Consider the following 26,464-nt stretch of genomic DNA (forward strand, 5'->3'; position numbering starts at 1 on the left):
GCCCTGGGGGCAGCTCCCACCGGACCAGTGGCCTCCGCAGGTCGGTGCTGTGCGTGCGCCGCCTCCTCGCCCCGACTCCGCCGGGCCCGGGGCCCTGGCGGCACGCCGCGACGACCCGACCGCCGCGGGGCCGAGCCCCTCTCGGGGACCTCTCGGGGCCCTCTCGGGGTCGCTGCCCGACGAACCGGCCACCCCCAGGGGGCCATGCCCCCCGAGGGTTCAGCTGCCCCTGCGGGGTCAGTGGCCCACGCCGGGTCGGCGACCCCCGCCGGGAGTCAGTGGCCCACGCCGGGTCGGCGGACCCCGCCAGGGGTCAGTGGCCCACGCCGGGTCGGCGACCCACGCCAGGGGCCAGTGGCCCACGCCGGGTCGGCGGACCCCGCCGGGGGTCAGTGGCCCCCGGCGGGTCGCTGCCCCGAGGAAACAGTCACCCCAGGGGTCCCTGCCCCGCGGGGGCGCCCGCCCCCAAGGGGTCCGTAGCCTCCGCCGGGTCAGTGGCCATCGCCCCGTCAGTGGCCCCCGCGAGGCTCCAGGCAGCCGCCCTCGGCGTACGTTCCGTGGGCCTGCACGGTCGTCGGCGGGCCCAGCCGGCCCGTCACGCACGGGCCGCTCTCGGGGACCGACAGGACGAATGAGACGTTCACCGCCCCGGAGCCGTAGACACCCCCGCCGTCGAACCCGTACCCCAGTCCGGCCAGGACCGCGCGGAGCTCCTCCGCCGTGTGCGGCGCGGCCTTCGCGCCGGAGCCGCCCGCCAGCGCCGCCTTGATCCGTTCGGCGTGCGCGTCGCCCCGGCACCGGGCCCCGGGGGTGAGCCGCACCTGCTGTTTGAAGGCGTGGTTCTCCGCGTACTTGCGTGCCTCGGGATCCGCGGGCAGCTCGCCCCCGGTGGCCCCGGGGCTCGCGCCGCCCTTGCTTCCGCCCGCGTCGGCCCCCTCACCCGTACCCGTACCCGTACCCGCGCCCGCGCCCGCGTCCCCGCACCGCGCGGCGATCGCGGGGAACAGCTTGTCGTGGCGCGCGACCGCCGCGGCTTCCCGGGCCGCGTAGTCCACGGAGGGAGCCGTCGAGGGCGCCGACGGCGCGGCCGGATCCCCGGAGCCCGCGGTCCGCGTGCCGCAACCGGTCAGCACGATCGCTCCGGCGGCGAGGAGGGCCGCGACACGCGTGCGGGTGTCGACACGCGTGCGGGATCGGGGTCCCGGCGTCACGGCGTCTCCACCAGCGGCTTGACCCAGCGCCGCCAGTGATCCTCGCGGTGGTAGCCGGCCGCGGCCCAGGCCCGCTGCGCGCGTTCGTTCGCTTCGAGGACCATCGCGTCGCCGCGGCGCCCCCCGGCGGCGACGAAGCGCCGTTCGGCCGCCTCCAGGAGCGCCGTGGCGATCCCCTGGCGACGCCGGGAAGGCAGTACGGCGAGCCGGTACAGGGAAGCCCGCCAGCCGTCCCAGCCGGCGATCACGGATCCGACCAGGACCCCGTCGCTCTCCGCGAGGATCAGCGCCTCGGGGTCGCGGGTGACGAGCCGGGTGACCCCGTCCGCGTCGTCCGTGATCGAGGTGCCCTCCGCGGCCTCCTTCCAAAAGGCGAGGACGGTCTCGGCGTCGGCCGGCACGGCGGCCCGCATGTGCAGATCGGTCATGTTCCGGAGCCAAGCACGCACGGCCGGTGGCCCGCCACCGACTTCCGTCTGCCGAGACGCGCCGGCGGCGAGACGCGCCGCGGCCGGGACGTGCCGCGGCTTCGTCCGCGCCCGTCTCCCGGACGCCGACGCGGGCGGGATGCGAGGATCGTTCGTATCCGACCCCATCGGGGCAGCACGCCCCCGGGGGGCCGGGCGGGTCCGCCGAAGGAACGATCCGCCCACTTTGCTCTTCCTTTACCCTGTAGGCAGCTGTTCCTCCTGTCCCCCGAATCCTTCCCCGAACGAAAGGTGTGAGCGTCCGTCCATGGGCGAGCCTCCCAGTCCCCTCCCTCCCCGTCCGCGACAGCGCGCGACACCCCTCCTCCTGGCTGATCATGGGACGGAGGTGAAGGACCGATGACCGAAGTGCTCCTGCTCGTCGTGGCGCTGCTGCTCTGCCTTGCCTGCGGAGTCTTCGTCGCGGCCGAGTTCTCGCTGACCACCATCGAGCGCAGCGAACTGGAACGGGCCGTCGAGCGCGGCGACCGCGGCGCCGACAGCGCCCTGGCCGCGGTCCGCAGCCTGACGTTCCAGCTCTCCGGCGCCCAGCTCGGCATCACCGTGACCGGCCTGGTCATCGGCATGATCTCCAAGCCCTCGATCGCCGCCCTCCTCAAGGGTCCCTTCGAAGCCATGGGGCTGTCCGCCGGAGCCGCGTCCTCCACCGCCCTGGTCCTCGGCACCGTGCTGTCGACCGTCGTCCTGATGGTCGTGGGCGAGCTCGTCCCCAAGAACTGGGCGATCTCCTCCCCACTGGCCGTCGCCAAGCGGGTCGCCACCTTCCAGCGGGTCTTCAGCCGTGCCTTCAGGCCCCTGATCAGCCATCTGAACACCACGGCGAACCACATGGTGCGCCGGTTCGGCATGGAGCCCGCCGAGGAACTCGCCTCGGCACGCACCCCGCAGGAGCTCGCGGCCCTGGCCCGGCACTCCGCGCGGGCCGGCGCCCTGGAGAAGGACACCGCCGAGCTGTTCATGCGGACCCTGAACCTCGCCGACCTGACCGCGGAGAACGTCATGACCCCGCGGGTCCAGGTCACCGCCCTCGACCTGCAGACCACCGCCGAGGACGTGGCGAACGCGACGCTCGCCACGGGCCTGTCCCGGTTCCCCGTCTACCGGGGCAGCCTCGACAGCGTCGTCGGCACCGTCCACATCAAGGACGTACTGGCCCTGCCGGCGGAGGAGCGGCACCGCACCCCGGTGTCGCAGCTGCTGCGCGAACCCCTCCTCGTACCGGAGTCGCTGACCGTGGACCGGCTGCTGGACCGGCTGTCCGGGAAGCAGACCATGGCCGTGGTCATCGACGAGTACGGCGGCACGGCCGGCGTGGCCACCCTGGAGGACATCGTCGAAGAGGTGGTCGGCGAGGTCCGCGACGAGCACGACCCGCACGAGACTCCCGACCTGGCCCCGGCCGGGGAGGACGGCTCCGGGCGCACCCTGTTCTCCGCGGACGGCTCCGCACGCACCGACCATCTCCAGCGGATCGGACTGCGCGTGCCGGACGGCCCGTACGAGACGCTGGCCGGTCTGATAGCGACCGAGCTGGGGCGGATCCCGCTGGTGGGCGACAGCCTGGAGCTCGACGGCTGGCGCCTGGACGTGGTGGACGCGAGCGGGCGGCGGGCCGCGCGGGTGCTGTTGCACGTGCCGGTCGAAGCGACCCCCGGTGATGGTGTGGAGGAGACCCGATGACCGCCGTCCAGTTGCTGATCGGCCTGGCGACCCTGGTCGTCAACGCCTTCTTCGTCGGCGCGGAATTCGCCATGATCTCCGTGCGGCGCAGCCAGATCGAGGCGCACGCCGAGCAGGGCGACCGCAGGGCGCGTGCCGTGCTGTGGGGCCTGGAGCACGTGTCGGCGCTCATGGCGGCGGCCCAGCTGGGCATCACCCTGTGCACCCTGGTGCTGGGTGTGGTGGCCGAGCCGGCCATCGCCCACCTGCTGACCCCGGCCTTCGATTTCTTCGGGGTGCCGTCCGGGCTGACCCACGCGATCTCCTTCGTGGTGGCGCTGGCCCTGGCCACGTACCTGCACATGCTCTTCGGCGAGATGCTCCCGAAGAACGTGGCGCTGGCCGAGCCGGTACGGACGGCGCTGCTGCTGGGGCCGCCGCTGGTGGCCCTCACCCGGGGGCTGAAGCCGGTGATCTTCGCCATCAACGCCTTCGCCAACACCCTGCTGCGCCTGCTGCGGGTGGAGGTCAAGGACGAGGTGGCGGCGACCTTCTCGGACGACGAGCTGGCCCGGATCGTCAAGGACTCCAGCGACGCGGGACTCATCGACGACCGCGCGAGCGAGCGGCTGCACGACGCCCTGGGACTGGGGCGGCGGCCGGTGACCGACGTGGTGCTGCCGGCGGACCGGGTGGTGCCGGCCCGTGAGGGCATCACACCGGCCGGCCTGGAGCGGCTGTCGGCCGAGTCCGGGTACTCCCGGTTCCCGATGATCGACGCGCAGGGCCGGATCCTGGGATACCTGCACGTCAAGGACGCGCTGGACGCGACGGAGCGGGACGAGCCCTTCCCCGTCACCGCGCTGCGGCCGATCGCGCAGGTCCGGGCGGAAACGCCGCTGGACGACGCGCTGACCGCGATGCGGCGCAGCCGTACGCACCTGGCGGCGGTGCTCGCGCCGGACGGGGTCATGACGGGTCTGGTCACGATGGAGGACGTGTTGCGGGAGCTGTTCGGCCGGCCGGCCGCGACGTAGCGGCCGGAGCCCGGTACGGGTGCGCGCGGTACCCCGGCCCCGCCTGCGGGGTGGGGGTACCGCGCGGTAGCATCGCTCCCGCCATGGAGATGAATGCGCGTTACACCAGTTTTGTCGCGGTCGGCGACTCCTTCACCGAGGGCATGTCGGACCTGCTGCCCGACGGCTCCTACCGGGGCTGGGCCGATCTGCTCGCCGACCGCCTCGCCGCCCGCGAGCCGGGCTTCCGCTACGCGAACCTCGCGGTCCGCGGCAAGCTGATCGGGCAGATCGCCGGGGAGCAGGCGCCCGCGGCCGCCGGCATGGGCGCCGACCTCGTGGCCCTGGTCGGCGGGCTGAACGACACCCTGCGCCCCAAAGTGGACATGGGCCGGGTGCGCGGGCACCTGGAAGAGGCCGTCGGCCTGCTGGCGCCCGCCTGCGGGACGCTGGTCCTGATGCGCTCGCCGGGCCGCAACGGACCCGTGATGGAACGTTTCCGCCCGCGCATGGAGGAACTCTTCGTCATCATCGAGGAGCTCGCCGCGCGACACGGCGCCCTCGTGGTCGACCTGTACGGGTCCTCCGCGCTCGGCGATCCGCGGATGTGGGACGTGGACCGGCTGCACCTGACGGCCGAAGGCCACCGCAGGGTCGCGGAGGCGGTCTGGCAGACGCTGGGCCTGCCGCTCGAGGCGGACTGGAACGCCGAACTGCCGCCCGCCGCCCCTCCCGGCTGGACGGCGCGCCGCTCACAGGACCTCAGCTTCGCCCGGCAGCACCTGCTCCCCTGGGTCGGCCGCCGCCTGACGGGCCGCTCCAGCGGGGACGGCCGGCCCGCGAAGCGCCCGGAACTGCTGCCGTACGGGGCTCCGGCGGGCGACCGGCTCGTATAGCCGGCGGGGCCGGGGCGCACCACCGCCCGCTCCCGCCGGCCCCCGTCACCCCCTGCCTGCTCTCGTAGCAAGGCACAATCCCGGCCGGGTCCCCTACCTGCGTAAACGCACAGCCGCGGCCCAAGTAGAATCCCTCCACGTGACTGCCAAGCCCCGCATCCCCAATGTCCTGGCCGGCCGCTACGCCTCCGCGGAGCTCGCCGTCCTGTGGTCCCCCGAGTACAAGGTGACGCTGGAGCGGCGGCTGTGGCTCGCCGTGCTCCGCGCCCAGAAGGATCTCGGCATCGAGGTCCCCGACGAGGCCCTCGCCGACTACGAGCGCGTGCTGGAGACCGTCGACCTCGCCTCCATCGCCGAGCGCGAGAAGATCACCCGGCACGACGTGAAGGCCCGCATCGAGGAGTTCAACGCCCTCGCCGGACACGAGCACGTCCACAAGGGCATGACGTCCCGCGACCTCACCGAGAACGTCGAGCAGCTCCAGATCCGGCTCTCGCTGGAACTGGCGCGGGACCGCACGGTCGCCGTCCTCGCCCGCCTCGGCAAGCTGGCCGGTGAGCACGCCGAGCTGGTCATGGCCGGCCGCTCCCACAACGTCGCCGCTCAGGCGACCACCCTGGGCAAGCGCTTCGCCACCGCCGCCGACGAGCTGCTGGTCGCGTACGGCCGCCTGGACGACCTCCTCACCCGCTACCCGCTCCGCGGCATCAAGGGCCCGGTCGGCACCGCGCAGGACATGCTCGACCTGCTGGGCGGCGACGCCGCGAAGCTGGCCGACCTGGAGCAGCGGATCGCGGCCCACCTCGGCTTCGGCCAGGCCTTCACCTCGGTCGGCCAGGTCTACCCGCGCTCGCTCGACTACGACGTGGTCACCGCCCTGGTGCAGCTGGCCGCCGCCCCCTCCTCGATCGCCAAGACGATCCGTCTGATGGCCGGCCACGAGCTGGTGACCGAGGGCTTCAAGCCGGGCCAGGTCGGCTCCTCCGCGATGCCGCACAAGATGAACACCCGCTCCTGCGAGCGCGTGAACGGCCTGATGGTCATCCTGCGCGGCTACGCGTCGATGACCGGCGAGCTGGCCGGCGACCAGTGGAACGAGGGCGACGTCTCCTGCTCCGTGGTCCGCCGGGTCGCCCTGCCCGACGCGTTCTTCGCTCTCGACGGCCTGATGGAGACCTTCCTGACGGTCCTCGACGAGTTCGGCGCCTTCCCCGCCGTCGTGGCCCGCGAACTGGACCGCTACCTCCCGTTCCTCGCGACCACCAAGGTCCTGATGGGCGCCGTGCGGGCCGGGGTCGGCCGCGAGTCCGCCCACGAGGTCATCAAGGAGCACGCAGTGGCCTCCGCCCTCGCCATGCGCGAGCAGGGTGCCGAGCGCAACGAGCTGCTGGACAAGCTGGCCGCCGACGAGCGCATGCCGCTGGACCGGGCCCAGCTGGACGCCCTGATGGCCGACAAGCTGTCCTTCACCGGTGCGGCGGGCGACCAGGTCGCAGCGGTCCTCTCCCGCATCGAGAAGATCACCAAGGAGCACCCCGAGGCCGCGGGCTACGCCCCCGGGTCGATCCTCTGACTCCCGACGAGCTGAACGCCGCCCGCAACCGCGTCCTCCCGGACGTGGTCGCGGGCGGTCTTCGTGTCCTCTTCTGCGGCATCAACCCGGGCCTCCTCTCCGCGGCGACGGGCCACCACTTCGCCCGCCCGGGCAACCGCTTCTGGCCGGTCCTCCACAAGTCGGGCTTCACCCCGCGCCTCCTCTCGCCCGCCGAGCAGGAGGAGTTGCTGACCTACCGCCTCGGCATCACGAACGTCGTGGCCCGTGCCACGGCCCGCGCCGACGAGCTGAGCGCCGAGGAGTTCCGCGAGGGAGGCCGCCTCCTGACGGCCAAGGTGGAGCTCCTGCGCCCCCAGTGGCTGGCCGTGGTCGGGGTCACCGCCTACCGCACCGCCTTCGGCGAGCGAAAGGCCCAGATCGGCCCGCAGGACCGCACCATCGGCACCACCCGCGTCTGGGCCCTGCCCAACCCCAGCGGCCTCAACGCCCACTGGACGGCCGCCTCCATGGCCCAGGAGTACGCCCGCCTCCGCGCGGCCGCCGAACACCCCGGCCCTGCCGACGCCGACGCCTAGACCCCCGTCCCGGCCTCCGGGGATGATCATCAAGCCGATAGAGCTCGTGATGATTCGACTGTGACGGGGGCCTCGTCGACCGGCGAGCCCGCTCCGGACCTCTTCCTGTACGCCGCGCAGCGGATGGGTGTGGATCCCGCCGCCTGCGCGGTCGTCGAGGACGGCCGTCCCGGCGTCCAGGCGGCCCGCGCCGCCGGAATGCGGGCCCTCGGCTACGCCGGTGGTCTGACCGCAGCCCATCAGCTCGAAGGCCCGGGAACCGTCGTCTTCGACGACATGCGCCAACTGCCCGCGCTCCTCACGGGCCGCTGACCCGCCGGCCGATCCCGCCGGGGCTGCGCGGCCTGCCCGTCTGCCCGCCGGCCGGAACGGACCGGCTCGGCTCGGCGGGGAGTTCGTCCACCCCGCCGAGCCGGTCGGTCGAGCCGATCCGCCGAGCCGCTCCGGCGTCAGGCGTCCCGCCGCCGGACCGCCAGCCAGCCGCCGCCCACCGCGACCAGCGCCCACAGGACCATGACCCCGAACCCGGCCCAGGGGGCGAGGCCCACCGAGGTGTCCAGCCGCATCGTCATCTGGCCCGCACGGTCAGGCAGGTACTGGGCTACGCCCCCGGCGTGCGCCGCGAGTACGAACGACACGATCAGCGTGAAGGGTATGAGAAGGCACAGGACGGCCGAAGCGCTGCGCAGCACCGCCGTCAGTCCGGCCGACAACAGGGCCATCATCGCGAGGTAGGCGCCGCAGCCGAAGACGGCACGGTAGGTGCCGGGGCTGCCGAGCTCCAGGGTGTAGGGGCCCATGAACGCCTGTCCGCCGAGGAAGGTCGCCAGTGCGGTGAGCTGTCCCACCACGAAGGCCAGCCCGCCGATCACGGCCATCTTCGAGAGGTAGAGCCGCGCTCTGTTCGGTACCGCCGCGAGTGACGTGCGCAGGGCGCCGTTGTGGAATTCGGACGACAGGGCGGTCGCACCGAAGGCGAAGGCGGCGACCTGGCCGAAGTTGAGGCTGTAGAAGGCCGCGAGGAGCGGGTCGTCCCCCATGCTGCCGGCCTCTGCGTCGCCGATGAGCGAGGCCGTCAGTACCTGGATGCCCACCGTGGCGACGAAGACGGCTATCAGCGCCCCGAAGGTGCCGCGCAGGGACTGTATCTTGATCCATTCCGAGTGCAGGACGGGGACGGTGGGCAGAGCGATGCTCATGGGGAGGCCTCCTGGGAAGGGACGGGGCAGCGGGTGGCGGCGAACTGGGCGCTGGCCGCGGTGAGATCGAGGTAGGCCTGCTCCAGCGAGGCCCGCTCGTCGATCAGTTCCAGCATCGGGATGCCTTCGCGGGCGGCGATGACACCGAGCTGCTCGGCCTGCATGCCGTCCACGGTCCACCGCCCGCCCTCGGCGGTGACCAGTTCGAAGTCGTCCCGGGCCAGGGCGGCCCGGAGCCGGACGGGGTCCGTCGTGCGCAGCCGCACCCTCGGGGTACTGCGGGAGTCGATGAACTCCTCTATGGAGGTGTCGGCCAGCAGCCTGCCCTGCCCGAGCACGACCAGGTGGTCGACGAGGGCCGCGGTCTCGGTCATCAGGTGGCTGGAGACGAGGACCGTACGTCCCTCGGCGGCGAGGCCGCGCATGAGCTCGCGGATCCAGATGATGCCCTCGGGGTCGAGGCCGTTGGTGGGCTCGTCCAGGAGCAGCACTTCGGGGTCTCCGAGCAGCGCGGCCGCTATGCCGAGGCGCTGACGCATGCCCAGGGAGAAGGTCTTGATCCGCCGCTTGGCCGCCGGGGCGATTCCGGACTGCTCCAGGACCGCCTCCACCCGGCTCATCGGGATCCGGTTGGCGGCGGCGAGGAAGCGCAGGTGGTCCCGGGCCGTGCGGCCGCCGTGCGCCGACTGCGCGTCCAGCAGGGCCCCGACCTGGTGGAGGGGGTCGGGGAGTTCGGCGTACCGCCGGCCGCCGATGGTGGCCGTCCCGGAGGTGATCCGGTCCAGGCCGAGCAGCAGCCTCATCGTGGTCGACTTCCCGGCCCCGTTGGGCCCGAGGAAGCCGGTGACACGACCGGGCATGACATCGAAGGTGAGGTGGTCCACGGCCCGGGTGCGGCCGAACTCCTTGGTCAGTTCTCGGATCTCGATGCTGTTCATGTCTCAAGGTTCGCCGCCGGCCCCACCCTCCTTCCTCCCCCATGCGAGGGTTCCTTCTCCCCCACGTGGGGGAGGAGCCGCACCGCCCCCAGCTGCAACGATGAGGAGATGCACCGATTGTTCCGCGCCGCGCTGCGCCCCGTGACCTACTCGCGCTGGGTGCATCTGTGCGTGCCCATGCTGATGTTGGCCGTCTGGATGTTCATAGAGCCCGCTGCTCCGTGGGTACCCCTCGTCCTCGTCATACCGCTGGGCCTGCTGCCCTGGATGCGGGTGGCGGAAGGGCTCCAGGCGCAGTTCCTCCTCGCCCCCTCCGAGCGCGGTGCCCGCGGCGCGCGGGAGGAGCCCGGGGAGCACAGCTTCAGCACCGTGGGGTCCCAGACCTGGAGCGACCGCTGGCGGACCTTGCTGTGGCTGGAGATACGGCTCGTCGTCTCCCTGGCCGCGATGATGGCCACGGTGTGGCTGCCGATGCTGACGGTCCAGCTGGTCACGGCCGGACTCGGCGGCAGGGTCACCCAGGAGAACGTGATACCCGCCGGATTCCCGGTCTGGGCCGCGTGGGCGCTGGCTCCGCTGCCGCCGGTCCTCCTGATCGTCGTCGTGGTCCTGCTCGGCGACATGATCACGGCCGTCGCCCGCCGGCTGCTGGGCCCCTCGGCCGCGGAGCGGGTCACCGCCCTGGAGGCGCGGACCGAGCAGCTCTTGGAGCGCACCCGCATCGCGCGGGAGCTGCACGACTCCATCGGCCACGCCCTGACCGTGGCCGTCGTCCAGGCGGGCGCCGCGCGGGCGGCCGGAGATCCGGAGTTCACCGACCGCGCGCTGACCGCGATCGAGGAGACGGGCCGGGCCGCGCTGGAGGACCTGGACCGGGTGCTGCGCGTCCTGCGCGAGTCCGGTCAGCGGCCGTCCCAGCGGCCGACCCTGGTGGAGGCCGACCGGCTGTTCGAGTCCGCGCGCGCCTCCGGCGCCACCGTCGACGCGCAACTGATCGGCCCCCTGGACCAGTTGCCCGACCCGGTGAGCCAGGAGGGGTACCGGATCCTGCAGGAGGCGCTCACCAATGTGCTGCGGCACTGCGGCCCCGTACCGGTGAAGGTGCGGATCGGCATGGTCGCCGACCGGCTGGACCTGGAGGTGACCAATCCGCTGCCGGACCGGCCTTCCGTCATCACCGGTGGCGGCACCGGACTGCGCGGGATGCGGGAGCGGGCAGCCCTGCTCGGCGGAACCACCGAGACCGGTCCGTACGAGGGCGGTTGGCGGGTGCGTACGCGGCTGCCGCTGGAGCGAATACGCTGACCGGATGCCGGTTACCGTACTGCTCGTCGATGACGAACCCCTGGTGCGCGCGGGTCTGCGCGCCGTCCTTGACGCCCAGCCCGACATCGAGGTGATCGGAGAGGCCGCCGACGGAGCCGCGGTGGTCCCGCTCGTACGGCAACTGCGCCCCGATGTGGTGGCGATGGACGTGCGGATGCCGCTGCTCGACGGGATCGAGGCGACCCGGGCGGTCCTTCGGAGCGTGGACTCGCCTCCGAAGATCCTCGTGGTCACCACCTTCGAGAACGACGAGTACGTCTACCAGGCGCTGCGGGCCGGCGCGGACGGGTTCCTGCTGAAGCGGGCCCGTCCGTCGGAGATCGTTCACGCGGTCCGGCTGGTGGCGGAGGGAGAGACCCTGCTCTTTCCCTCGGCGGTCCGCGCGCTGGCCGCCGAGTACGGCAACCGGCAGGCACGGACGGTACTGGAGCGGGCGGCGCTGACCGAGCGCGAGGAGGCCGTGCTCCGGCTGATGGCGAAGGGGCTGACCAACATCGAGATCGCCCGCGAGCTGATCGTGGGCACGGAGACGGTGAAGTCCCACGTCAGCGCGATCCTGGCGAAGCTGGGGGCGCGGGACCGGACCCAGGCCGTGATCACCGCGTACGAGTCAGGCTTCGTCGCTCCCGCCTGACCGGCCCACCAGGGGAAGGGCGGATTCCGGCCGATGGGGGGCCGCTTCTCGCCGCCGCGGCCGGTGCGCAGTACGATCCGGCTGACATGCTCGCTCGCTGGGAGGACACACGTTGGGGCAGCTGACCGGCGGGGACCCCTCTCTGCTGCGGCGGATCAACTCCGCCGTGGTGCTGCGGGCCCTGCGTGCGGCCGAATCGCCGACGCTCACTGACCTCACCCGGGTCACCGGCCTCTCGCGGCCCACCGTCGAGGGGGTCGTCGAAGGGCTCATCGGGACGGGCCTGGTCGTCGAGGCGGACGCGGAGGAGGGCGCCCGGCGCCAGGGGCGCCCGGCCAGACGGTTCCGCTTCCGCGCGGAGGCGGGGCACCTGCTCGGCGTGGAGATCGGCGCGCACCGGATCGCGGTGCTGCTGTCCGGGCTGGACGGCCGGGTGATCGGCGCCGGCACCAAGGATGTCGCGGAGACGGCCTCCGCCGACGAACGGCTCGAACGGGTCCGCGGTGCGGTGGCCGACCTGCTGCGCCGCGCCGGGGTACCCCGGGACTCGCTGCGGGCGGTCGGCGTGGGCAGCCCCGGGATCGTGGAGGCCGACGGCACCGTCCGCCTCGGCACGGCCCTGCCCGGCTGGACCGGGCTACCGCTCGGGGAACGGCTCCGGCGCTCGTTCCGCTGCCCGGTGCAGGTGGAGAACGACGCCAACGCCGCGGCGGTCGCCGAGCACTGGAAGGGCGCCGCGACCGACACGGACGACATGGTCTTCGTGATGGCCGGGCTCAGCCCCGGAGCGGGCTCCCTGATCGGGGGCCGGCTGCACCGCGGGTTCGGCGGGGCGGCGGGGGAGATCGGCGCACTGCACCTGCTGGGGCGCGAGGCCACGCCCGAGAAGCTGCTGTCGACGACCGGCGAACCGCTGCACCCCCTGGACGAGCGGGCGGTCGCGGAGGTCTTCGCGATGGCCAGGCGCGGGGACGTGGGCGCGGTGGCGGCGGTGGAGCGGTTCATCCAGCGGCTGGTCCACGACGTGGCCGCGCTGGTCCTGGCCATGGATCCGGAGCTGGTCGTGGTCGGCGGCTGGGCCGCCGGGCTGGACGGCGTACTGGATCCCCTGCGCCGGGAGCTGGAGCGGTACTGCCTGCGGCCGCCGCGCGTGGCACTGTCCCTGCTGGGCGAGGCGGCGGTGGCCACCGGAGCGCTGCGGCTGGCGCTGGACCACGTGGAGGAAGAACTGTTCGCGGTGGAGAAGACGGTCACCGCGCGGCGCCGCTGATCCCCTCCGGGGTCGGTACGGACACCGGGGTCCGCCGCCGCTGATCCCCCGGGGGCCCGGTACCGACAGCTCCGCACCGCCGGCGCCGCGGCTGCGGATCCGCGCACGCGCTGCCGCTCAGGGCCCGGGCGCCGGTCGAGCCTGCGGGGCGGCGTCGGCGGGTCCCTGCGGGGCGGCGTCGGCGAGTCCCTGCGGGGCGGAGTCCCCTACCCGCCCTTCCACCGTTCCCCGGGCGCTGCCCGGACCCCGGCCCTCAAACGCCGGACGGGCTGGAGGGGTACCGGGCTGCGCCCGACCACCCTGGGGCTCCGCCCCGGACCCGGGTCTCAAACGCCGGACGGCTGACGGGCCCCGGGGCTCCGCCGCCCCGGGGCTCCGCCGCCCCGGGGCCCGTCAGCCGGTGGTCAGGACGCGACCCGCGTGTCGTGCGTGATCTGTACGTCGCCCGAGTCGCCGAAGGTCAGCCGGCAGGTGTCCGCCCGGTAGGTGGCCACCGAGACGGCCGCCGTGCCCGCCGCCGTGAAGTAGCGGGTGGTGACCAGCAGGACCGGGGCCCCGGGCAGCCGGTCCAGTTCCTTGGCGTCGTCGGCGCGGGCGGAGCCGAGCTCCACCGAGCGGTCCTGTCCGTCGAGGGCCAGCTTCTGCAGCTCGCGCATGACGGCGCGGGCGCGGGCCGGACCGGCCGGGGCGTCGATCGCGGAGAGGCCCTGCACCGAGGAGGCGGGCACGTACAGCAGCTCGGCCGCGAGGACCTGGCCCTGCTCGACGCGGCTGCGGCGCACCGCGAGCACCAGTTCGCCGGGGGCCGTTCCGAGGAGCTTCAGGACGCCGGCGGGCACGACGGCCTCCGCCGCGTCGACCGGCTCCCACCCGTCAACGCTCTCGCCGGGCCAGCTGTGCTGGGCCCCGCCGACGTCGACGCCCACGCGCGGCGGGGCGACGGTGGTGCCGACGCCTCGGCGGCGCTGGAGGCGGCCTTCGAGTTCGAGCTGCTCCAGGGCCTGGCGCAGGGTCGCCCGGGCGACGCCGAAGCGGGCGGCGAGCTCGCGCTCGTTCGGCAGGATCTCGCCCACGGCGAAGTCCTGGTCGAGCGCCTCACTGAGGACGGTCTTGAGGTGCAAGTACTTCGGCTCCGGCACCGATTCGAGCTGCATGGTCCCCACCCTGACTCCTCCTGCAATCGCCGCACTCGCCGTGTTCCAGCGTGAGTTCCGCGCCTTTGTTTATTAAAGGTTCCTGCACTATGCCTGCGACGATAGGACGGCGCACCCCCTTGGTCAAGACCAATGCTCGCCCCTTTACCGGGCAGATCGGGCATATGCATCAAGCTGTTCACGGGATGTTCGCGAGCACCTCGAAAGACGAACTCCCGGGCCCCGGGGGCTACCGGGCGGTAACCGGCCGAGAGACACTACTGACAAGCCGTCTCACACGGCCGCCGAAGCCGCCCGACCCCGACGAGGAGCAGCATGACCGCCACGGTCTCCTTCACGATCGATTCGCCGCTGGGCCCCCGCACCATCACCGCCGCTTACGAGCGCAAGGGCGCGGGCGAGCCGCTCCTGCTGCTCCACGGCATCGGCCACCACCTCCAGGCCTGGCACCCGGTGACCGACATCCTGGCCGCCGAGTACGACGTGATCGCCGTCGACCTGCCCGGCTTCGGCGTCTCGGAGCCGCTGCCGCACGGGGTTCCGTACGATCTGGACACCGTCGCCTCGGCGCTGAACGCGCTCTGCGCGGCGCTCGGCATGGAGCGGCCGCACATCGCGGGCAACTCCCTCGGCGGACTGCTCGCCCTGGAGATGGGGCGCGCCGGCCTGGCACGCTCGGTCACCGCCCTCTCCCCCGCCGGGTTCTGGTCGGAGGGCGAACGCCGCTACGCCTTCACCGCGCTGCGCGCGATGCGCGCCGGAGCCGGCGCGCTGCCCCTCTCCGCCGTGGAGAGGCTCGCCCGGAGCTCCGCCGGACGCGCCGCACTGACCGGCAGCATCTACGCGCGCCCGGGACGGCGTTCGCCCGGCTCCGTGGTCGCCGAGACCGTCGCCCTGCGCGAGGCCACCGGTTTCGAGCAGACCCTGGCCGCGGGCGGCTCCGTACGGTTCACCGCGGACCTGCCCGGCCTGCCCGTCACCATCGCCTGGGGCAGTCGCGACCGGCTGCTCCTGCGCCGCCAGGGCGTCCGCGCGAAGCACACCATCCCCGGCGCGCGCCTCGTCACGCTCCCCGGCTGCGGCCACGTCCCCATGAACGACGACCCGGCCCTGGTCGCCCGCGTCATCCTGGACACAACCAAGCTCGCCCGGTGAGGTGCTGACCAGCCGTCAGCCACGCGCATCAGTGTTCACGCATGGTTCGCGTGCGCGACGCGGGCGGTCCGGTGTGCGGCCGGTGTACGGCAGCACACTGGTCCGGCCCGTCCCCGCCGGCCTCTGGAGACGCACCGATGGCACCTCTGCCGTACACCCGACGCTCCCTGCTCGGCGGTTCCCTCGCCGTTCCCGTGGGTCTCGCCCTGTCCAGCGCCCTCACGGGCGCCCTGACCACTCCCGCCCACGCGGCGGTGCCCGCCTTCGTCCGCTCGGACCGCCCGAACGCCTTCTGGGGCGTTCAGTCCGGCGAGATCACCGCCCACTCCGCCACCGTCTGGACGCGTTCCGACCGCCCCGCGCGGATGTACGTCGAGACCTCCCCCAGCGAGTCGTTCCGCTACGCCGTGCGCCGCCACCGCGGCCCGCTGCTCGGCCCGGACACCGACTTCACGGGCACCACCACGCTGCGCGAGCTCCCGCCCGGCCGGCAGATCCACTACCGGGTGACCCTCGCCGACCCCGACGACCCGCGCCGCAGCGGCGAGCCGGTCCACGGCACCTTCCGGACCACCCCCGCCTCCCGCCGCCGCGACGTGCGCTTCCTGTGGTCCGGGGACCTCGCCGGCCAGGGATGGGGCATCAACCCGGAGCTCGGCGGCTACCGCGTCTTCGACGAAATGCGGCTGCGGGACCCCGACTTCTTCCTGTTCAGCGGCGACACCATCTACGCCGACGGCCCGATCCAGGCCTCCGTACCGCTGCGCGACGGAACCCTGTGGCACAACGTGACCACCGAGGAGAAGGCGAAGGTCGCCGAAACCCTCGCCGAGTACCGGGGCAACTTCCGCTACAACCTGCTCGACCGCAACCTGCGCGATTTCAACGCCCAGGTGCCGGTCCTCGCCCAGTGGGACGACCACGAGGTGCGCAACAACTGGTACCCGGGCCAGATCCTCGACGACCCCCGCTACACCGTGAAGGACGTCGACACCCTCGCCGGCCGGGCCCGCCGGGCCTTCGGCGAGTACTTCCCGGTCACCGACCTGCGCGGCGGCCGCGCCGAGGGCCGGATGTACCGCGTCATGCGCTACGGCCCGCTGCTCGACGTGTTCGTCCTCGACATGCGCACCTACCGCGACGCGAACTCCCCCGGCCGCCAGACCGACGACCCCGTCGGCATCCTCGGTCCCGAGCAGCTGGCCTGGATCAAGCGCGAGCTGTCGCGTTCCCGCGCCACGTGGAAGGTCATCGCCGCCGACATGCCGCTGGGCATCGTGGTGACCGACGGGGCCGCGAACTTCGAGGCCGTCGCCCAGGGCGACCCCGGCGCGCCGCTCGGGCGGGAGCTGCAGATCGCCGAGCTGCTGCGCCACATCAAGCACCAGCGCATCACCGGCACCCTCTGGCTCACCGCCGACGTCCACTACACGGCCGCGAACCACTACGCGCCCGAGCGGGCCGCCTTCAGCGACTTCGCCCCCTTCTGGGAGTTCGTGTCCGGCCCCATCGGCGCGGGCGGGTTCCCGGCCGGCCGGCTGGACGCCACCTTCGGCCCGGAGATGGTCTACGTCCAGTCCGCGCCCTTCGCCAACATGTCCCCGTCCGAGAACCCCCCGTACTACGGGGAGGTCGAGATCGACGGGGAGTGCGGCGAGCTGACGGTCCGGCTGCGCCGCCAGGGAGGCGGCGTACTCTTCACGCGGACCCTGCAGCCCGGACGGGTGGGTCAGTAGGGTCCGGAATCTGAAATCAGCCGGAAAACAGGGCGAAATCGGCCAGACTGATCCTTAACCAGTCGGTCACAGATCGTTCGTGATCACGCAACACCCCTGCGTCACAGTGGTCTGCATGACTGAGCGTATTCCTGCCCCTGCCCAGCGTCCCCACCGCCACCACTGGCGCCGCGACGTCGTCGAACTCGCCGCTCTCTTCTGCGCCGTCGCGGTCGCCGACGCCATCGCCAATCTCGTCGTGCACGGCCCCCGCGGCCCGGTCCTGCTCGTCGCCTCGGCCGTCGCGCTCCTGGTCACGGCGGCGTTCCACACCTGGTGGGCACGCCGCCACAGCCATGCGCCGCCGCCCGCGGACACCGGCCTCCCGGACCCGGCCACGGGTACCGGGACGGTCGCGGGCGCCGTCGACGTCGCCTTCGCGGAGACGGACCGCACGGCCGCCGGTACGACGGACAAGACCGCCACGGACGGCGCGCTGGCCTCCGCCCTGTGGCGGATGCGGACGACCGTGCGCGACGAACCCGGCAGCCTCGCCGCGCTCTGCACCGCACTCGCCGGCCGCGGGGTCGACATCCTGACCCTGCAGACGCACCCCCTGCCCGAGGGCGGCACGGTGGACGAGTTCCTCCTGCGCGCCCCGCAGCAACTCCCCTCCGCCGACCTCACCCGGGCCATCGCCGGCGCCGGCGGCCACAGCACCTGGATCGAGCGCGCCGACGCCCACGACCTGGTCGACACCCCGACCCGGGTCCTGGGACTGGCCACCCGCACCGCTCTGGACGCCGCCGAGCTGCCGCTCGCCCTGCGCCAGCTGCTCGGCCGCTGCACCATCCACTCGATCCCGGCGACCACCCTCTCCGGGCGTCCCAACGCCGGCGCCGACGCGCCGGTCGAAGGCGTCCTGGAGGCCACGGTCATGCGGCTGCGCGACCCGTCCGGCGGTGCGATCACCATCGAGCGGCCGTACCTGCCCTTCACCCCGACCGAGTTCGCGCGCGCCCGCGCCCTCGTCGAGCTGGACGCCCGGCTCGGGCCGCGGGTCCCGCGCAGCCGGGACGTACTGACCCTCCCCGAGGGCAACGAGATCACCGTGCGCCGCGCCGACGGCTCCGACCTGCCCGCGGCCCGCGCCATGCACGACCGCTGCTCGGAACGCACCCTCGGCCTGCGCTACCACGGCCCCGTCGCCGACGCCGACCGCTACCTCGGCCACCTGCTGAGCCCGCGCTTCGGCCGCACCCTCGCCGCGACCACCGCCTCCGGCAAGCTCGTCGCCCTCGGCCACCTGCTCTGGGACGGCGACGAGACCGAGGTGGCGCTGCTCATCGAGGACGACTGGCAGCGCCGCGGCATCGGCTCCGAGCTGCTGGGGCGGCTCATCGGGATGGCCGTCGAGGCCGGGTGCGACAGCGTGTACGCCGTCACCCAGGCCCACAACACCGGCATGGTCGCCGCCATGCGCGGTCTCGGCCTCCCCCTGGACTACCAGATCGAGGAGGGCACCCTGGTGATCACGGCCCGGCTCGACGCCACCCCGGTCAGCTCCCGGCTGCCGTACGAGCTCCCGGGCGAATCCCGCGGCCTGCCCCGCGGCCGGCAGTGACCGAGACGGCCTAGACCCCGGCGCCGACCGCCGCGCCGACGCCCGCCCCCTCCCGGGCCGTCGCCCGAGCCTCCTCACGAGCCCCCTCCCGAGCCATCGCCCGGTCCAGCGCCTGGTCCAGATCGGCCCACAGGTCGTCCACGTCCTCCAGCCCGACCGACATGCGCAGCAGCCGGTCGCTCACGCCCGAGGCGTGGCGGTCCCCCTCGGCCACGATGCGGTGGCTGATGGAGGCCGGGTGCTGGATGAGGGTGTCGACACTGCCCAGGCTGACCGCCGGGGTGATCAACCGTACGGAGGCGATCACCTCGTGCGGGTCGCCGGCCGTCTCGAAGGCCACCATGGCTCCGCCGATCTTCGGGTAGTGCACGCGCAGCACCCGAGGGTCGGCAGCGAGCCGCCCGGCGAGCTCCGCGGCGCTCGCGGAGGCCGCCCGGACCCGTACGGGGAGCGTCGAGAGCCCTCGTAGCAGCAGATAGGCGGCCAGCGGGTGCAGGACTCCGCCGGTGGCGAACCGCACCTGGCGCAGCTGCCGGGCGAACTCCTCGTCGCAGGCGACGACCCCGCCGAGCACGTCCCCGTGGCCGCCGAGGTACTTGGTGGCGCTGTGCAGCACCAGCCGGGCCCCGCTCTCGGCCGGGCGCTGCAGGACGGGCGTCGCGAAGGTGTTGTCGACCAGCAGCGGCACCTCCCCGCAGGCCTCGGCGGCGGCGCGCAGATCGATCTCCGCGAGCGTCGGATTGGCGGGCGACTCGATCATGACGAGACCGGTGTCGGGCCGGATGGCGTCGGCGATGCCCTCCGGGTCCACCCAGGTCACGGTGGATCCCAGCAGGCCGCTGCTCAGCAGGTGGTCACTGCACCCGTACAACGGCCGTACGGCGACCACGTGACGCAGCTCCTTCATCCCCCGCACCAGCAGGCACGCCGACAACGCGGCCATCCCGCTCGCGAAGGCGACGGCGCTCTCGGTGCCTTCGAGCCGGGCCAGGGCCGTCTCGAACCGGGCGGTGGTCGGATTGTCCAGCCGGGCGTAGACCGGCGGGCCCTCGGGCCGGGCTCCCGTCGTGGCGAACGCGTCGATGCGGGCGGCCTCCGCCCGGCTGTCGTACGACGGGTAGGTCGTCGACAGATCGAGCGGAGGCGCGTGCAGTCCGAGCCCGGCGAGGTCCTCGCGTCCGGCATGAACCGCTTCTGTGGCCAGTGACCGTCGTACGGTCGGGGCGTTCGTCTCCATGCGCCGTACTGTGCGCAGCGCGACGGCTCCGGCGGGAAATCTCCGTGCTACGTTCGGTCAATGTCCGAATCCGTCGCTCTGGACCCGGTCGATCTGCAGATTCTGCGCCTCCTGCAGAACGACGCCCGGACCACGTACCGCGATCTCGCCGCCGAGGTCGGGATCGCCGCGTCCACCTGTCTGGACCGGGTGGCCCGGATGCGCCGCTCCGGAATCATCCTCGGCAACCGGCTCCGGCTCGATCCGGCCAAACTCGGGCGCGGGCTGGAGGCGCTGCTCCTCGTGCAGGTGCGCCCGCACCGGCGCGAGCTGATCGGTCCCTTCGTCGAGCGCGTGCGCTCGCTGCCGGCGTCGCGGGCCGTCTTCCATCTGACGGGCCCGGACGACTACCTCGTCCACGTGGCCGTTTCCGATCCCGGCGAACTCCAGCGACTGGTCCTCGACGAGTTCACCTCGCGCCGCGAAGTGGCCCGGGTGGAGACCAGACTGATCTTCCAGGAATGGGACTGCGGGCCGCTGCTGCCCCCTACGGCAGCGGGCTGATGACCTTCCTGTCAGCAGGCTGAAGATCTTCCTGTCAGCAGGCTGAAGATCTTTGGTGATGACGCGGGCCCTTCCCGCATACGAAGATGTCCACATGTCAGACACCATCACCAGTGACAGCATCGCGCGGCTGCCCCGTCAGATCGCCGATGCCTACGTCGACGACCTCATCGCCCTCGACCCGATCACGGGCACCTATCTCGGTGTCGCCGCGAGCTCCGGCAAGCTCCCGGACCTCTCCCCGGCCGGCCAGGCGGCGACCGCCGAGCTCTGCCGCACCACCCTCGCCAAGCTCGACGCCGCCGAGCTGCTGCCGGGCGCCGACAGCGAGATCGAGCGCCGCTGCGCCCGGCTGCTGCGCGAGCGGCTCAACGCCGAACTCGCCGTCCTCGAAGCCGACGAGGCCCTGCGCACGGTCAGCAACATCCACTCCCCCGCGCACTCGGTCCGCGAGATCTTCTCCCTGACCCCGGCCGAGACCGACGAGGACTGGGCCGCGATCGCCGAACGGCTGCGCGCCGTACCGGCCGCGTACGCGGGCTACCGCGAGTCCCTCGCGCTCGGCCTGGACCGCGGCCTGTTCGGGAGCCCGCGCCCCACCGCCACCTTCATCGAGCAGCTCACCGCGTGGGCGGGCGAGGGCGAGGGCTCCGAGAGCGAGGGCAAGGACGGCTACTTCGCGGAGTTCGCCGCCACCGGCCCCCAGGCGCTGCGCGCCGAGCTCGACGAGGCAGCCGCCGGCGCGACCGCCGCCGTCGTGGAACTCCGCGACTGGATGCGGGACGTGTACGCCCCCGCGGTCGAGGGGAAGCCCGACCCGGTGGGCCGCGAGCGCTACGCCCTCTGGTCGCGCTACTTCAACGGCGCCGACCTGGACCTGGACGAGGCGTACGCCTACGGCTGGTCGGAGTACCACCGGCTGCTGGCGGAGATGAAGACCGAAGCCGCCAAGATCCTCCCGGGCGCCGGTCCGTGGGAGGCCCTCAAGCACCTCGACGAGCACGGCACCCACATCGAGGGCGTGGACGAGGTCCAGGCCTGGCTGCAGGGCCTGATGGACGAGGCCATCGAGAACCTCGACGGCACCCACTTCGAACTCGCCGAGCGGGTCAAGCGCGTGGAGTCGCGGATCGCCCCGCCGGGCGGCGCCGCGGCCCCCTACTACACGAGCCCCTCGGAGGACTTCTCCCGTCCGGGGCGCACCTGGCTGCCGACGATGGGCGAGACCCGCTTCCCCGTCTACGACCTGGTGTCCACCTGGTACCACGAGGGCGTTCCGGGCCACCACCTCCAGCTGGCGCAGTGGGCGCACGTGGCGGACCAGCTCTCCCGCTACCAGGCCAGCATCGGTCTCGTCAGCGCCAACTGCGAGGGCTGGGCGCTGTACGCGGAGCGGCTGATGGACGAGCTGGGCTACCTCAAGGACGCCGAGCAGCGCCTCGGGTACTTGGACGCCCAGATGATGCGCGCCGCGCGCGTCATCGTGGACATCGGCATGCACCTGGGTCTGGAGATCCCGGCGGATTCGCCGTTCCACCCGGGCGAGCGCTGGACGGTGGACCTGGCGCAGGAGTTCTTCGGCCTGCACAGCGGCCGTCCGGGCGACTTCGTCGAGAGCGAGCTGACCCGCTACCTGTCGATGCCGGGGCAGGCGATCGGCTACAAGCTGGGCGAGCGCGCCTGGCTGCAGGGCCGTGACAACGCGCGCGCCGCGCACGGTGATTCCTTCGACCTGAAGACCTGGCACATGGCGGCCCTGTCCCAGGGTTCGCTGGGCCTGGACGACCTGGTGGACGAGCTCTCCAAGCTCTGACCGGCAGGATCCCCTGACGCACGGACGGGCCGGCTCCACGAGGGAGCCGGCCCCTCCGTCCATGCGGGGGGGTGTGGCCGGTCGTGGCAGGTCAGCCCGGCGCGCCCGCCGTGCGGTGCCGCACCACCGAACCTCCGCGCTGCTTCACGATCTCCAACTGGGCCTGCACCCGGGTCCGCAGGTCGGCGACGTGACTCACGATGCCGACGCTGCGGTCGCGTTCGCGCAGCGAGTCCAGGACGTCGAGCACCTCGTCCAGCGCCTGGTCGTCGAGGCTGCCGAAACCCTCGTCGATGAAGAGGGTGTCGAGCCGCATGCCGCCCGCCTCGTCGGTGACCACGTCGGCCAGGCCCAGCGCGAGGGCGAGCGAGGCGAAGAATGTCTCGCCGCCGGAGAGCGTGGCGGTGTCCCGCTCGCTGCCGGTCCAGGCGTCGACCACGTGCAGCCCGAGCCCGGAACGCCCGCGTCCGCTCGCCCTGGCATCGGAGTGCAGCAGGGTGTAGCGGCCGCCGGACATGCGCAGCAGCCGTACGGTCGCCGCGGCGGCGACCTGCTCCAGCCGGGCCGCGAGCACGTAGGCCTCCAGCCGCATCTTGCGCTCGTTGTCGGCGGAGGTGCCCGCGGTGAGTCCGGCCAGCCGGGCCACCCGTTCGTAGGCCTCGCGCAGCGGTCCCAGGGAGCGCAGCTCCCGCTCGGCCTGGAGGGAGAGCCCGTCGAGGTCCTTGCACCGGACCCGGGCCGCGTCCACGGCGGACCCGGCCGTACGAAGCTTCGCGGCGGCCAGCGCCGCGTACGCCTCGGCCGCCTCAGGCGCGGCCGGGGGCAGGGCCGCCGCCGCGGCGGTGTCGGCCTCGCCGAGGCGGTCGGCCAGCATGGCCTCCTCCGCCTGCCAGGCGTCGGTGCGGCGTTGGAGCGCGCTGCGTTCGTACTCGGGGAGCACGGCCTCGGCCGCCTCCTCGGTGGTGTCGAAGCCGGCCTTGAAGGAGGCGTCGGCGAGCTGGTCGTCGGCCTCCTTCAGCCGGGCAGCGGTGGTCTCGGCCCGGCGCAGCGAGGCCGCCGCCGCCGTGACCATGCGGACCCGGTCCTCCAGGACTCCGGCACGGGCCGCGACGCTGGGGGCGTCCGCCCGCACGAGGGCCAGCTCCGCTTCCAGCGAGGCCCGTTCCCGGTCGAGCGCCTCGCGGCGCGAAGCCCTCGCCGCGGCCCGTGCCTCGGCTTCGCTCCGCTCGGCGCTGCGCACGGCGTGCTCCCGCTCGGCGCGGGCCAGCCGCTCCCGGGCGGTGTGCAGTCCGGCGGCCGCGGCGTGCGCCTCGGCGTGACGGGAACTCAGCGCGGAGGTCAGTTCCAGGAGTTCGGCGGTGGTGGCCTCCCCCGCGGCGGCCTCGGCCTCGGCGCGGGCCTCCCGGACGGCGGCCAGCCTGCGCTCGACGCCGGCCCTGCGCTCCTCCGCCGCCTCGAAGCGGGCGTGCGCCGCCTCCTCGGCGGCCCGGTCCACGTGACCGGGGGCGGGCCGGGCGGGAGCGGGGTGCTCCGCGGCCCCGCACACGGTGCAGGGCTCCCCGGCCACCAGGGCGGCGGCGAGCTCCGCGGCGATCCCGCGCAGCCGGGTCTCCTTGAGCTCCAGCCAGCGCTCCCGGGCGACGGCCGACTCCTCGCGGGCGGTGAGCAGTTCGCCCGAGGCCCGCTCCGCGTCGGCGTCGAGGGCGTCGCGCCTCCGGGCGGCGTGCAGGTGCAGCCGGGCGGGCTCCAGCTTGCCGGCGAGCTGCTCGGCCAGGGTCGCGGCCTGCTGGGCGGCTTCCGCACGCCCGGTGAGCTCGGTCCGGGTGGCGTCCCAGCGGCCGAGCCACTCGGCGGTCTCGTGCTGCTGCTCCTCGGCGGCCCGGGACTCCCGTTCCAGGTCGGCCCGTTCGCGACCGATCTCGGCGCTGCGCTGCTCGGCGCGGCGGGCGGCTCCGAGGGCTCCCAGATCCTCGCGCAGCCGCTGCTCCACCGCGGCCAGCTGCTCGGTCCCCGCCTCGGCGAGCTGCGGCGGCAGCTCCGCCCGGGCCACCGACTCCGCGTGCGCGGCGGCCATGTGGGCGCCGGCGGCGGCTCCGCGCAGCTCCAGGGCGGGGGCGACCAGAGCGCCGCGCCGGGCCCGGTCGAGCAGGGCCCGCACCCGCTCCCGCTCCGGACCGGCCTCGGTGAGCAGGGCCGCCCGCCGGGTGGTCTCCGCGTGCCGGTGCTGCAACCGGTCGAGCTCCCGCGCCTCCTCGGCGGCCCGGCGGGCGGCGTGGTAGCGCCCCTCGACGGCGGCCAGGGCGTACTCGGCGACGGTGAGCCGCTCCCGGGCGGAGCAGCGCGCGACGGCGGCCCAGGCACGGATCGCCCCGGCCAGCCCGGGGTCGCCCGGCTGGTGCCGGGGCAGCGGCCAGGCGCGCAGGTCGGCGGCGTCCCCGGCGGCCTGGGCGAGCCGCTGGGCAGTGTGCAGCACCTGCTCGTCTCCGGCGCGGACCTTGGCCTCGGCGGCGCGGCGGCGCTCGCCGAGGAGGGTTTCGACGGCGGCGAAGCGGCGGGTGTCGAAGAGCCGGCCCAGCAGCCGGCCGCGCGCCGCCTCGTCGGCCCTCAGGAAGCGCGCGAACTCCCCCTGGGGCAGCAGCACCACCTGGCAGAACTGCTCGCGGCTCATGCCGAGCAGCTGCTCGATCTCCTCGCCGATCTCCTGATGGGACCGGCTCAGCGCGCTCCACTTCTCCCCGTCGTACTCACGCAGCCAACTCTGCGCCTTGTCCTTCGTCGTCCCGGTCCCGCGCTTCTTGGGCCGGTCCTGTTCGGGGCGCCGGGTGATCTCCAGGCGCCGCCCGCCCGCGGTGAGTTCGAGGGTGATCTCGGTCGGGGTGTCCGAGGCCGCGTGGTCGCTGCGCAGACTGGTCCCCGGGGCCTGCCGGGAGCCCGGCACGGACCCGTACAGGGCGTAGCAGACGGCGTCCAGGACGGAGGTCTTGCCCGCGCCGGTGGGACCGTGCAGCAGGAAGATCCCGGCGCCGGAGAGGGCGTCGAAGTCGATCTCCTGGGTTTCGGCGAAGGGCCCGAAGGCGGTGATGCGCAGCCGGTGCAGCCTCATCGGTGGGTCTCCTGCCGGCTGTCCTCGGTCCGCACTTCGTCGAAGGCGCCCTGGAGCACGGCCCGTTCGGCCTCGTCGGAGAAACCACCGCTCCCGCGGACGTGGGCGACGAAGTCCTCGGCGATCTCCTGGTCGCTGCGGCCCCTGAGCCGCTGGGCGTACGAGCCCGCGCCGTCCTCGGTGCGGCCCTCGGGATCGAAGGCCAGGCTGAGGGTGTGCGGGAAGCGGACGGCGAGCCGGGCCATGGGGTCCTCCGGCCGGACGGGGTCGGTGAGGGTGGCCTCCAGCCAGGAGTCCTCGTACCGGGCGTACGCGCCATCGGAGAGCAGCTCCTCCAGCGGTCCCCGGACCCGGGCGAGGCGGCGCGGCACGGGGGTGTCGACGCGCTCGGCGCTCTGGATCTCCCCCTCCGCGCCCAGCTCCACGAGCCACATGCTCTTGCGGTGGTCGGCTTCGGAGAAGGAGTAGGCGAGCGGGGAACCGGAGTAGCGGACCCGTTCGTTGATCGTCTGGCAGCCGTGGAGGTGGCCGAGTGCGGCGTAGTCGACTCCGTCGAAGACGGAGGCCGGCACCGCCTCGACCCCGCCGACGGTGATGTCGCGCTCGCTGTCGCTGGCCTGCCCGCCGGTGACGAAGGCGTGCGCGAGGACGACGGAGCGGGTCCCGGGCGCGCGGCCCGCCAGGTCCGCCCGGATCCGGTCCATGGCCGCGCCCAGCACGGCCTCGTGGCTCACCTTGCCGGCGCCGAACTCGTCCCTGACCAGGGCGGGCTCCAGGTACGGCAGCCCGTACAGCGCCACGTCACCGTGTACGTCGGCCAGCACCACGGGGTCGGCGCATCCGGCGGGGTCGGTCCGCAGGTGGATCCCGGCCCGCCCGATCAGCCCGGCCCCGACGCCGAGGCGGCGGGCGGAGTCGTGGTTCCCGGAGATCATCACGGTGGGCACGCCGAGGTCGGCGAGCCGGTGCAGGGCCCGGTCGTACAGCTCCACGGCGGGCAGCGGGGGCACGGCACGGTCGTACACGTCACCGGCGACGAGGACGGCGTCGACCTCGTGCTCCCGCACGGTCTCGACGAGGTGATCGATGAAGGCGGCCTGGGCCCCGAGCAGGTTCACCCGGTGGAAGGACCGGCCGAGGTGCCAGTCGGAGGTGTGCAGGAATCTCATGAAATCGCCCTGACCTGCACGTTTACCCCTACTGCGCCTCAAAAACCAGCACGAACCAGCACGGGGGCTCGCCATCAACGCTTGCCACGCTAACTCATGGCGCCCCTTGATCCGCCACTCACCTCAGATCACCCCGAAAAATTGAAGGACAATTCTTCGAGCCGTCGATCCCCTGCTACTACCG

The 26,464-nt window shown here is 73.5% G+C and carries 22 protein-coding genes; 14 read left to right on the forward strand and 8 right to left on the reverse strand.

Annotated elements, in window-relative coordinates; genetic code table 11:
- Positions 1-509 precede the first annotated feature (509 nt).
- Complete coding sequence (locus ACIQV3_RS09070; RefSeq protein WP_403711250.1) at positions 510-1,211, reverse strand: hypothetical protein; 702 nt, start codon at positions 1,209-1,211, stop codon at positions 510-512.
- Positions 1,208-1,639, reverse strand: a complete 432-nt coding sequence (locus tag ACIQV3_RS09075; RefSeq protein WP_389437129.1) for a GNAT family N-acetyltransferase — start codon at positions 1,637-1,639, stop codon at positions 1,208-1,210. The genes ACIQV3_RS09070 and ACIQV3_RS09075 overlap by 4 nt, the downstream gene beginning before the upstream one ends.
- A 399-nt stretch (positions 1,640-2,038) precedes the next feature.
- Here ACIQV3_RS09075 and ACIQV3_RS09080 point away from each other — a divergent pair, with 399 nt between their 5' ends.
- The 6 genes from ACIQV3_RS09080 (at position 2,039) to ACIQV3_RS09105 (ending at position 7,712) form a co-directional block, all read left to right on the forward strand.
- A complete protein-coding gene (locus ACIQV3_RS09080; protein WP_403711252.1) occupies positions 2,039-3,379 on the forward strand; it encodes a hemolysin family protein in 1,341 nt (446 codons plus the stop codon).
- Positions 3,376-4,395: a hemolysin family protein gene (locus ACIQV3_RS09085; RefSeq protein WP_403711254.1), complete on the forward strand. Its 1,020-nt coding sequence runs from the start codon at positions 3,376-3,378 to the stop codon at positions 4,393-4,395. Before ACIQV3_RS09080 ends, ACIQV3_RS09085 begins: the two co-directional genes overlap by 4 nt.
- 83 nt (positions 4,396-4,478) lie before the next feature.
- A complete protein-coding gene (locus ACIQV3_RS09090) occupies positions 4,479-5,270 on the forward strand; it encodes an SGNH/GDSL hydrolase family protein (protein WP_403711256.1) in 792 nt (263 codons plus the stop codon).
- Positions 5,271-5,409: 139 nt separating this feature from the next.
- Complete coding sequence (purB, locus tag ACIQV3_RS09095; RefSeq protein WP_403711258.1) at positions 5,410-6,843, forward strand: adenylosuccinate lyase; 1,434 nt, start codon at positions 5,410-5,412, stop codon at positions 6,841-6,843.
- On the forward strand, positions 6,840-7,400 hold the full coding sequence (gene mug, locus ACIQV3_RS09100) for a G/U mismatch-specific DNA glycosylase (RefSeq protein WP_403711633.1): 561 nt from the start codon (positions 6,840-6,842) through the stop codon (positions 7,398-7,400). Before purB ends, mug begins: the two co-directional genes overlap by 4 nt.
- 60 nt (positions 7,401-7,460) lie before the next feature.
- Positions 7,461-7,712, forward strand: a complete 252-nt coding sequence (locus tag ACIQV3_RS09105) for an HAD family hydrolase (protein WP_403711260.1) — start codon at positions 7,461-7,463, stop codon at positions 7,710-7,712.
- A gap of 137 nt (positions 7,713-7,849) precedes the next feature.
- Here the strand turns inward: ACIQV3_RS09105 and ACIQV3_RS09110 are convergent, their stop codons facing one another.
- Together ACIQV3_RS09110 and ACIQV3_RS09115 are read right to left on the reverse strand one after the other, a co-directional pair.
- Positions 7,850-8,599 carry an ABC transporter permease gene (locus ACIQV3_RS09110; protein ID WP_403711262.1) on the reverse strand — a complete coding sequence of 250 codons (750 nt, stop codon included), beginning with the start codon at positions 8,597-8,599 and terminating at the stop codon, positions 7,850-7,852.
- A complete protein-coding gene (locus ACIQV3_RS09115) occupies positions 8,596-9,537 on the reverse strand; it encodes an ABC transporter ATP-binding protein (protein WP_403711264.1) in 942 nt (313 codons plus the stop codon). Before ACIQV3_RS09115 ends, ACIQV3_RS09110 begins: the two co-directional genes overlap by 4 nt.
- A 108-nt stretch (positions 9,538-9,645) precedes the next feature.
- On the opposite strand from ACIQV3_RS09115, the gene ACIQV3_RS09120 reads away from it, so the two are divergent.
- From ACIQV3_RS09120 to ACIQV3_RS09130, 3 genes are all read left to right on the forward strand, one after another.
- A complete protein-coding gene (locus ACIQV3_RS09120; RefSeq protein ID WP_403711266.1) occupies positions 9,646-10,842 on the forward strand; it encodes a sensor histidine kinase in 1,197 nt (398 codons plus the stop codon).
- 4 nt (positions 10,843-10,846) lie between these two features.
- Positions 10,847-11,497, forward strand: a complete 651-nt coding sequence (locus ACIQV3_RS09125; RefSeq protein WP_403711268.1) for a response regulator — start codon at positions 10,847-10,849, stop codon at positions 11,495-11,497.
- 112 nt (positions 11,498-11,609) lie between these two features.
- Positions 11,610-12,767 (forward strand): ROK family transcriptional regulator, encoded by a 1,158-nt coding sequence (locus ACIQV3_RS09130; RefSeq protein ID WP_403711270.1) that lies wholly within the window; start codon positions 11,610-11,612, stop codon positions 12,765-12,767.
- 404 nt (positions 12,768-13,171) lie between these two features.
- Here ACIQV3_RS09130 and ACIQV3_RS09135 read toward each other — a convergent pair whose 3' ends face one another.
- Positions 13,172-13,930 (reverse strand): GntR family transcriptional regulator, encoded by a 759-nt coding sequence (locus ACIQV3_RS09135; protein ID WP_403711271.1) that lies wholly within the window; start codon positions 13,928-13,930, stop codon positions 13,172-13,174.
- 306 nt (positions 13,931-14,236) lie between these two features.
- Here ACIQV3_RS09135 and ACIQV3_RS09140 point away from each other — a divergent pair, with 306 nt between their 5' ends.
- From ACIQV3_RS09140 to ACIQV3_RS09150, 3 genes are all read left to right on the forward strand, one after another.
- Positions 14,237-15,076: an alpha/beta fold hydrolase gene (locus ACIQV3_RS09140; RefSeq protein ID WP_403711273.1), complete on the forward strand. Its 840-nt coding sequence runs from the start codon at positions 14,237-14,239 to the stop codon at positions 15,074-15,076.
- A gap of 137 nt (positions 15,077-15,213) precedes the next feature.
- Complete coding sequence (locus tag ACIQV3_RS09145; protein WP_403711275.1) at positions 15,214-16,812, forward strand: alkaline phosphatase D family protein; 1,599 nt, start codon at positions 15,214-15,216, stop codon at positions 16,810-16,812.
- A 115-nt stretch (positions 16,813-16,927) separates the two neighbouring features.
- Positions 16,928-18,415, forward strand: coding sequence for a GNAT family N-acetyltransferase (locus ACIQV3_RS09150; protein ID WP_403711277.1), 1,488 nt, complete (start codon positions 16,928-16,930; stop codon positions 18,413-18,415).
- Between the two features lie 10 nt (positions 18,416-18,425).
- Here ACIQV3_RS09150 and ACIQV3_RS09155 read toward each other — a convergent pair whose 3' ends face one another.
- Positions 18,426-19,652, reverse strand: coding sequence for a trans-sulfuration enzyme family protein (locus ACIQV3_RS09155; RefSeq protein ID WP_403711279.1), 1,227 nt, complete (start codon positions 19,650-19,652; stop codon positions 18,426-18,428).
- Between the two features lie 60 nt (positions 19,653-19,712).
- Between ACIQV3_RS09155 and ACIQV3_RS09160 the strand changes: the two genes are divergently transcribed.
- Both ACIQV3_RS09160 and ACIQV3_RS09165 read left to right on the forward strand, forming a co-directional pair.
- A complete protein-coding gene (locus tag ACIQV3_RS09160) occupies positions 19,713-20,195 on the forward strand; it encodes an Lrp/AsnC family transcriptional regulator (protein WP_399453712.1) in 483 nt (160 codons plus the stop codon).
- A 94-nt stretch (positions 20,196-20,289) separates the two neighbouring features.
- Positions 20,290-22,008, forward strand: a complete 1,719-nt coding sequence (locus ACIQV3_RS09165) for a DUF885 domain-containing protein (protein ID WP_403711281.1) — start codon at positions 20,290-20,292, stop codon at positions 22,006-22,008.
- Positions 22,009-22,099: 91 nt separating this feature from the next.
- Here the strand turns inward: ACIQV3_RS09165 and ACIQV3_RS09170 are convergent, their stop codons facing one another.
- Together ACIQV3_RS09170 and ACIQV3_RS09175 are read right to left on the reverse strand one after the other, a co-directional pair.
- Positions 22,100-25,111, reverse strand: a complete 3,012-nt coding sequence (locus ACIQV3_RS09170) for an AAA family ATPase (RefSeq protein ID WP_403711283.1) — start codon at positions 25,109-25,111, stop codon at positions 22,100-22,102.
- Entirely contained in the window at positions 25,108-26,280 is a 1,173-nt protein-coding gene (locus tag ACIQV3_RS09175; RefSeq protein ID WP_403711285.1) for an exonuclease SbcCD subunit D, read from the reverse strand. Before ACIQV3_RS09175 ends, ACIQV3_RS09170 begins: the two co-directional genes overlap by 4 nt.
- Between the last annotated feature and the right edge of the window lie 184 nt (positions 26,281-26,464).

The sequence above is a fragment of the Streptomyces sp. NPDC099050 genome, assembly GCF_044759865.1.
GTDB lineage: Bacteria > Actinomycetota > Actinomycetes > Streptomycetales > Streptomycetaceae > Streptomyces.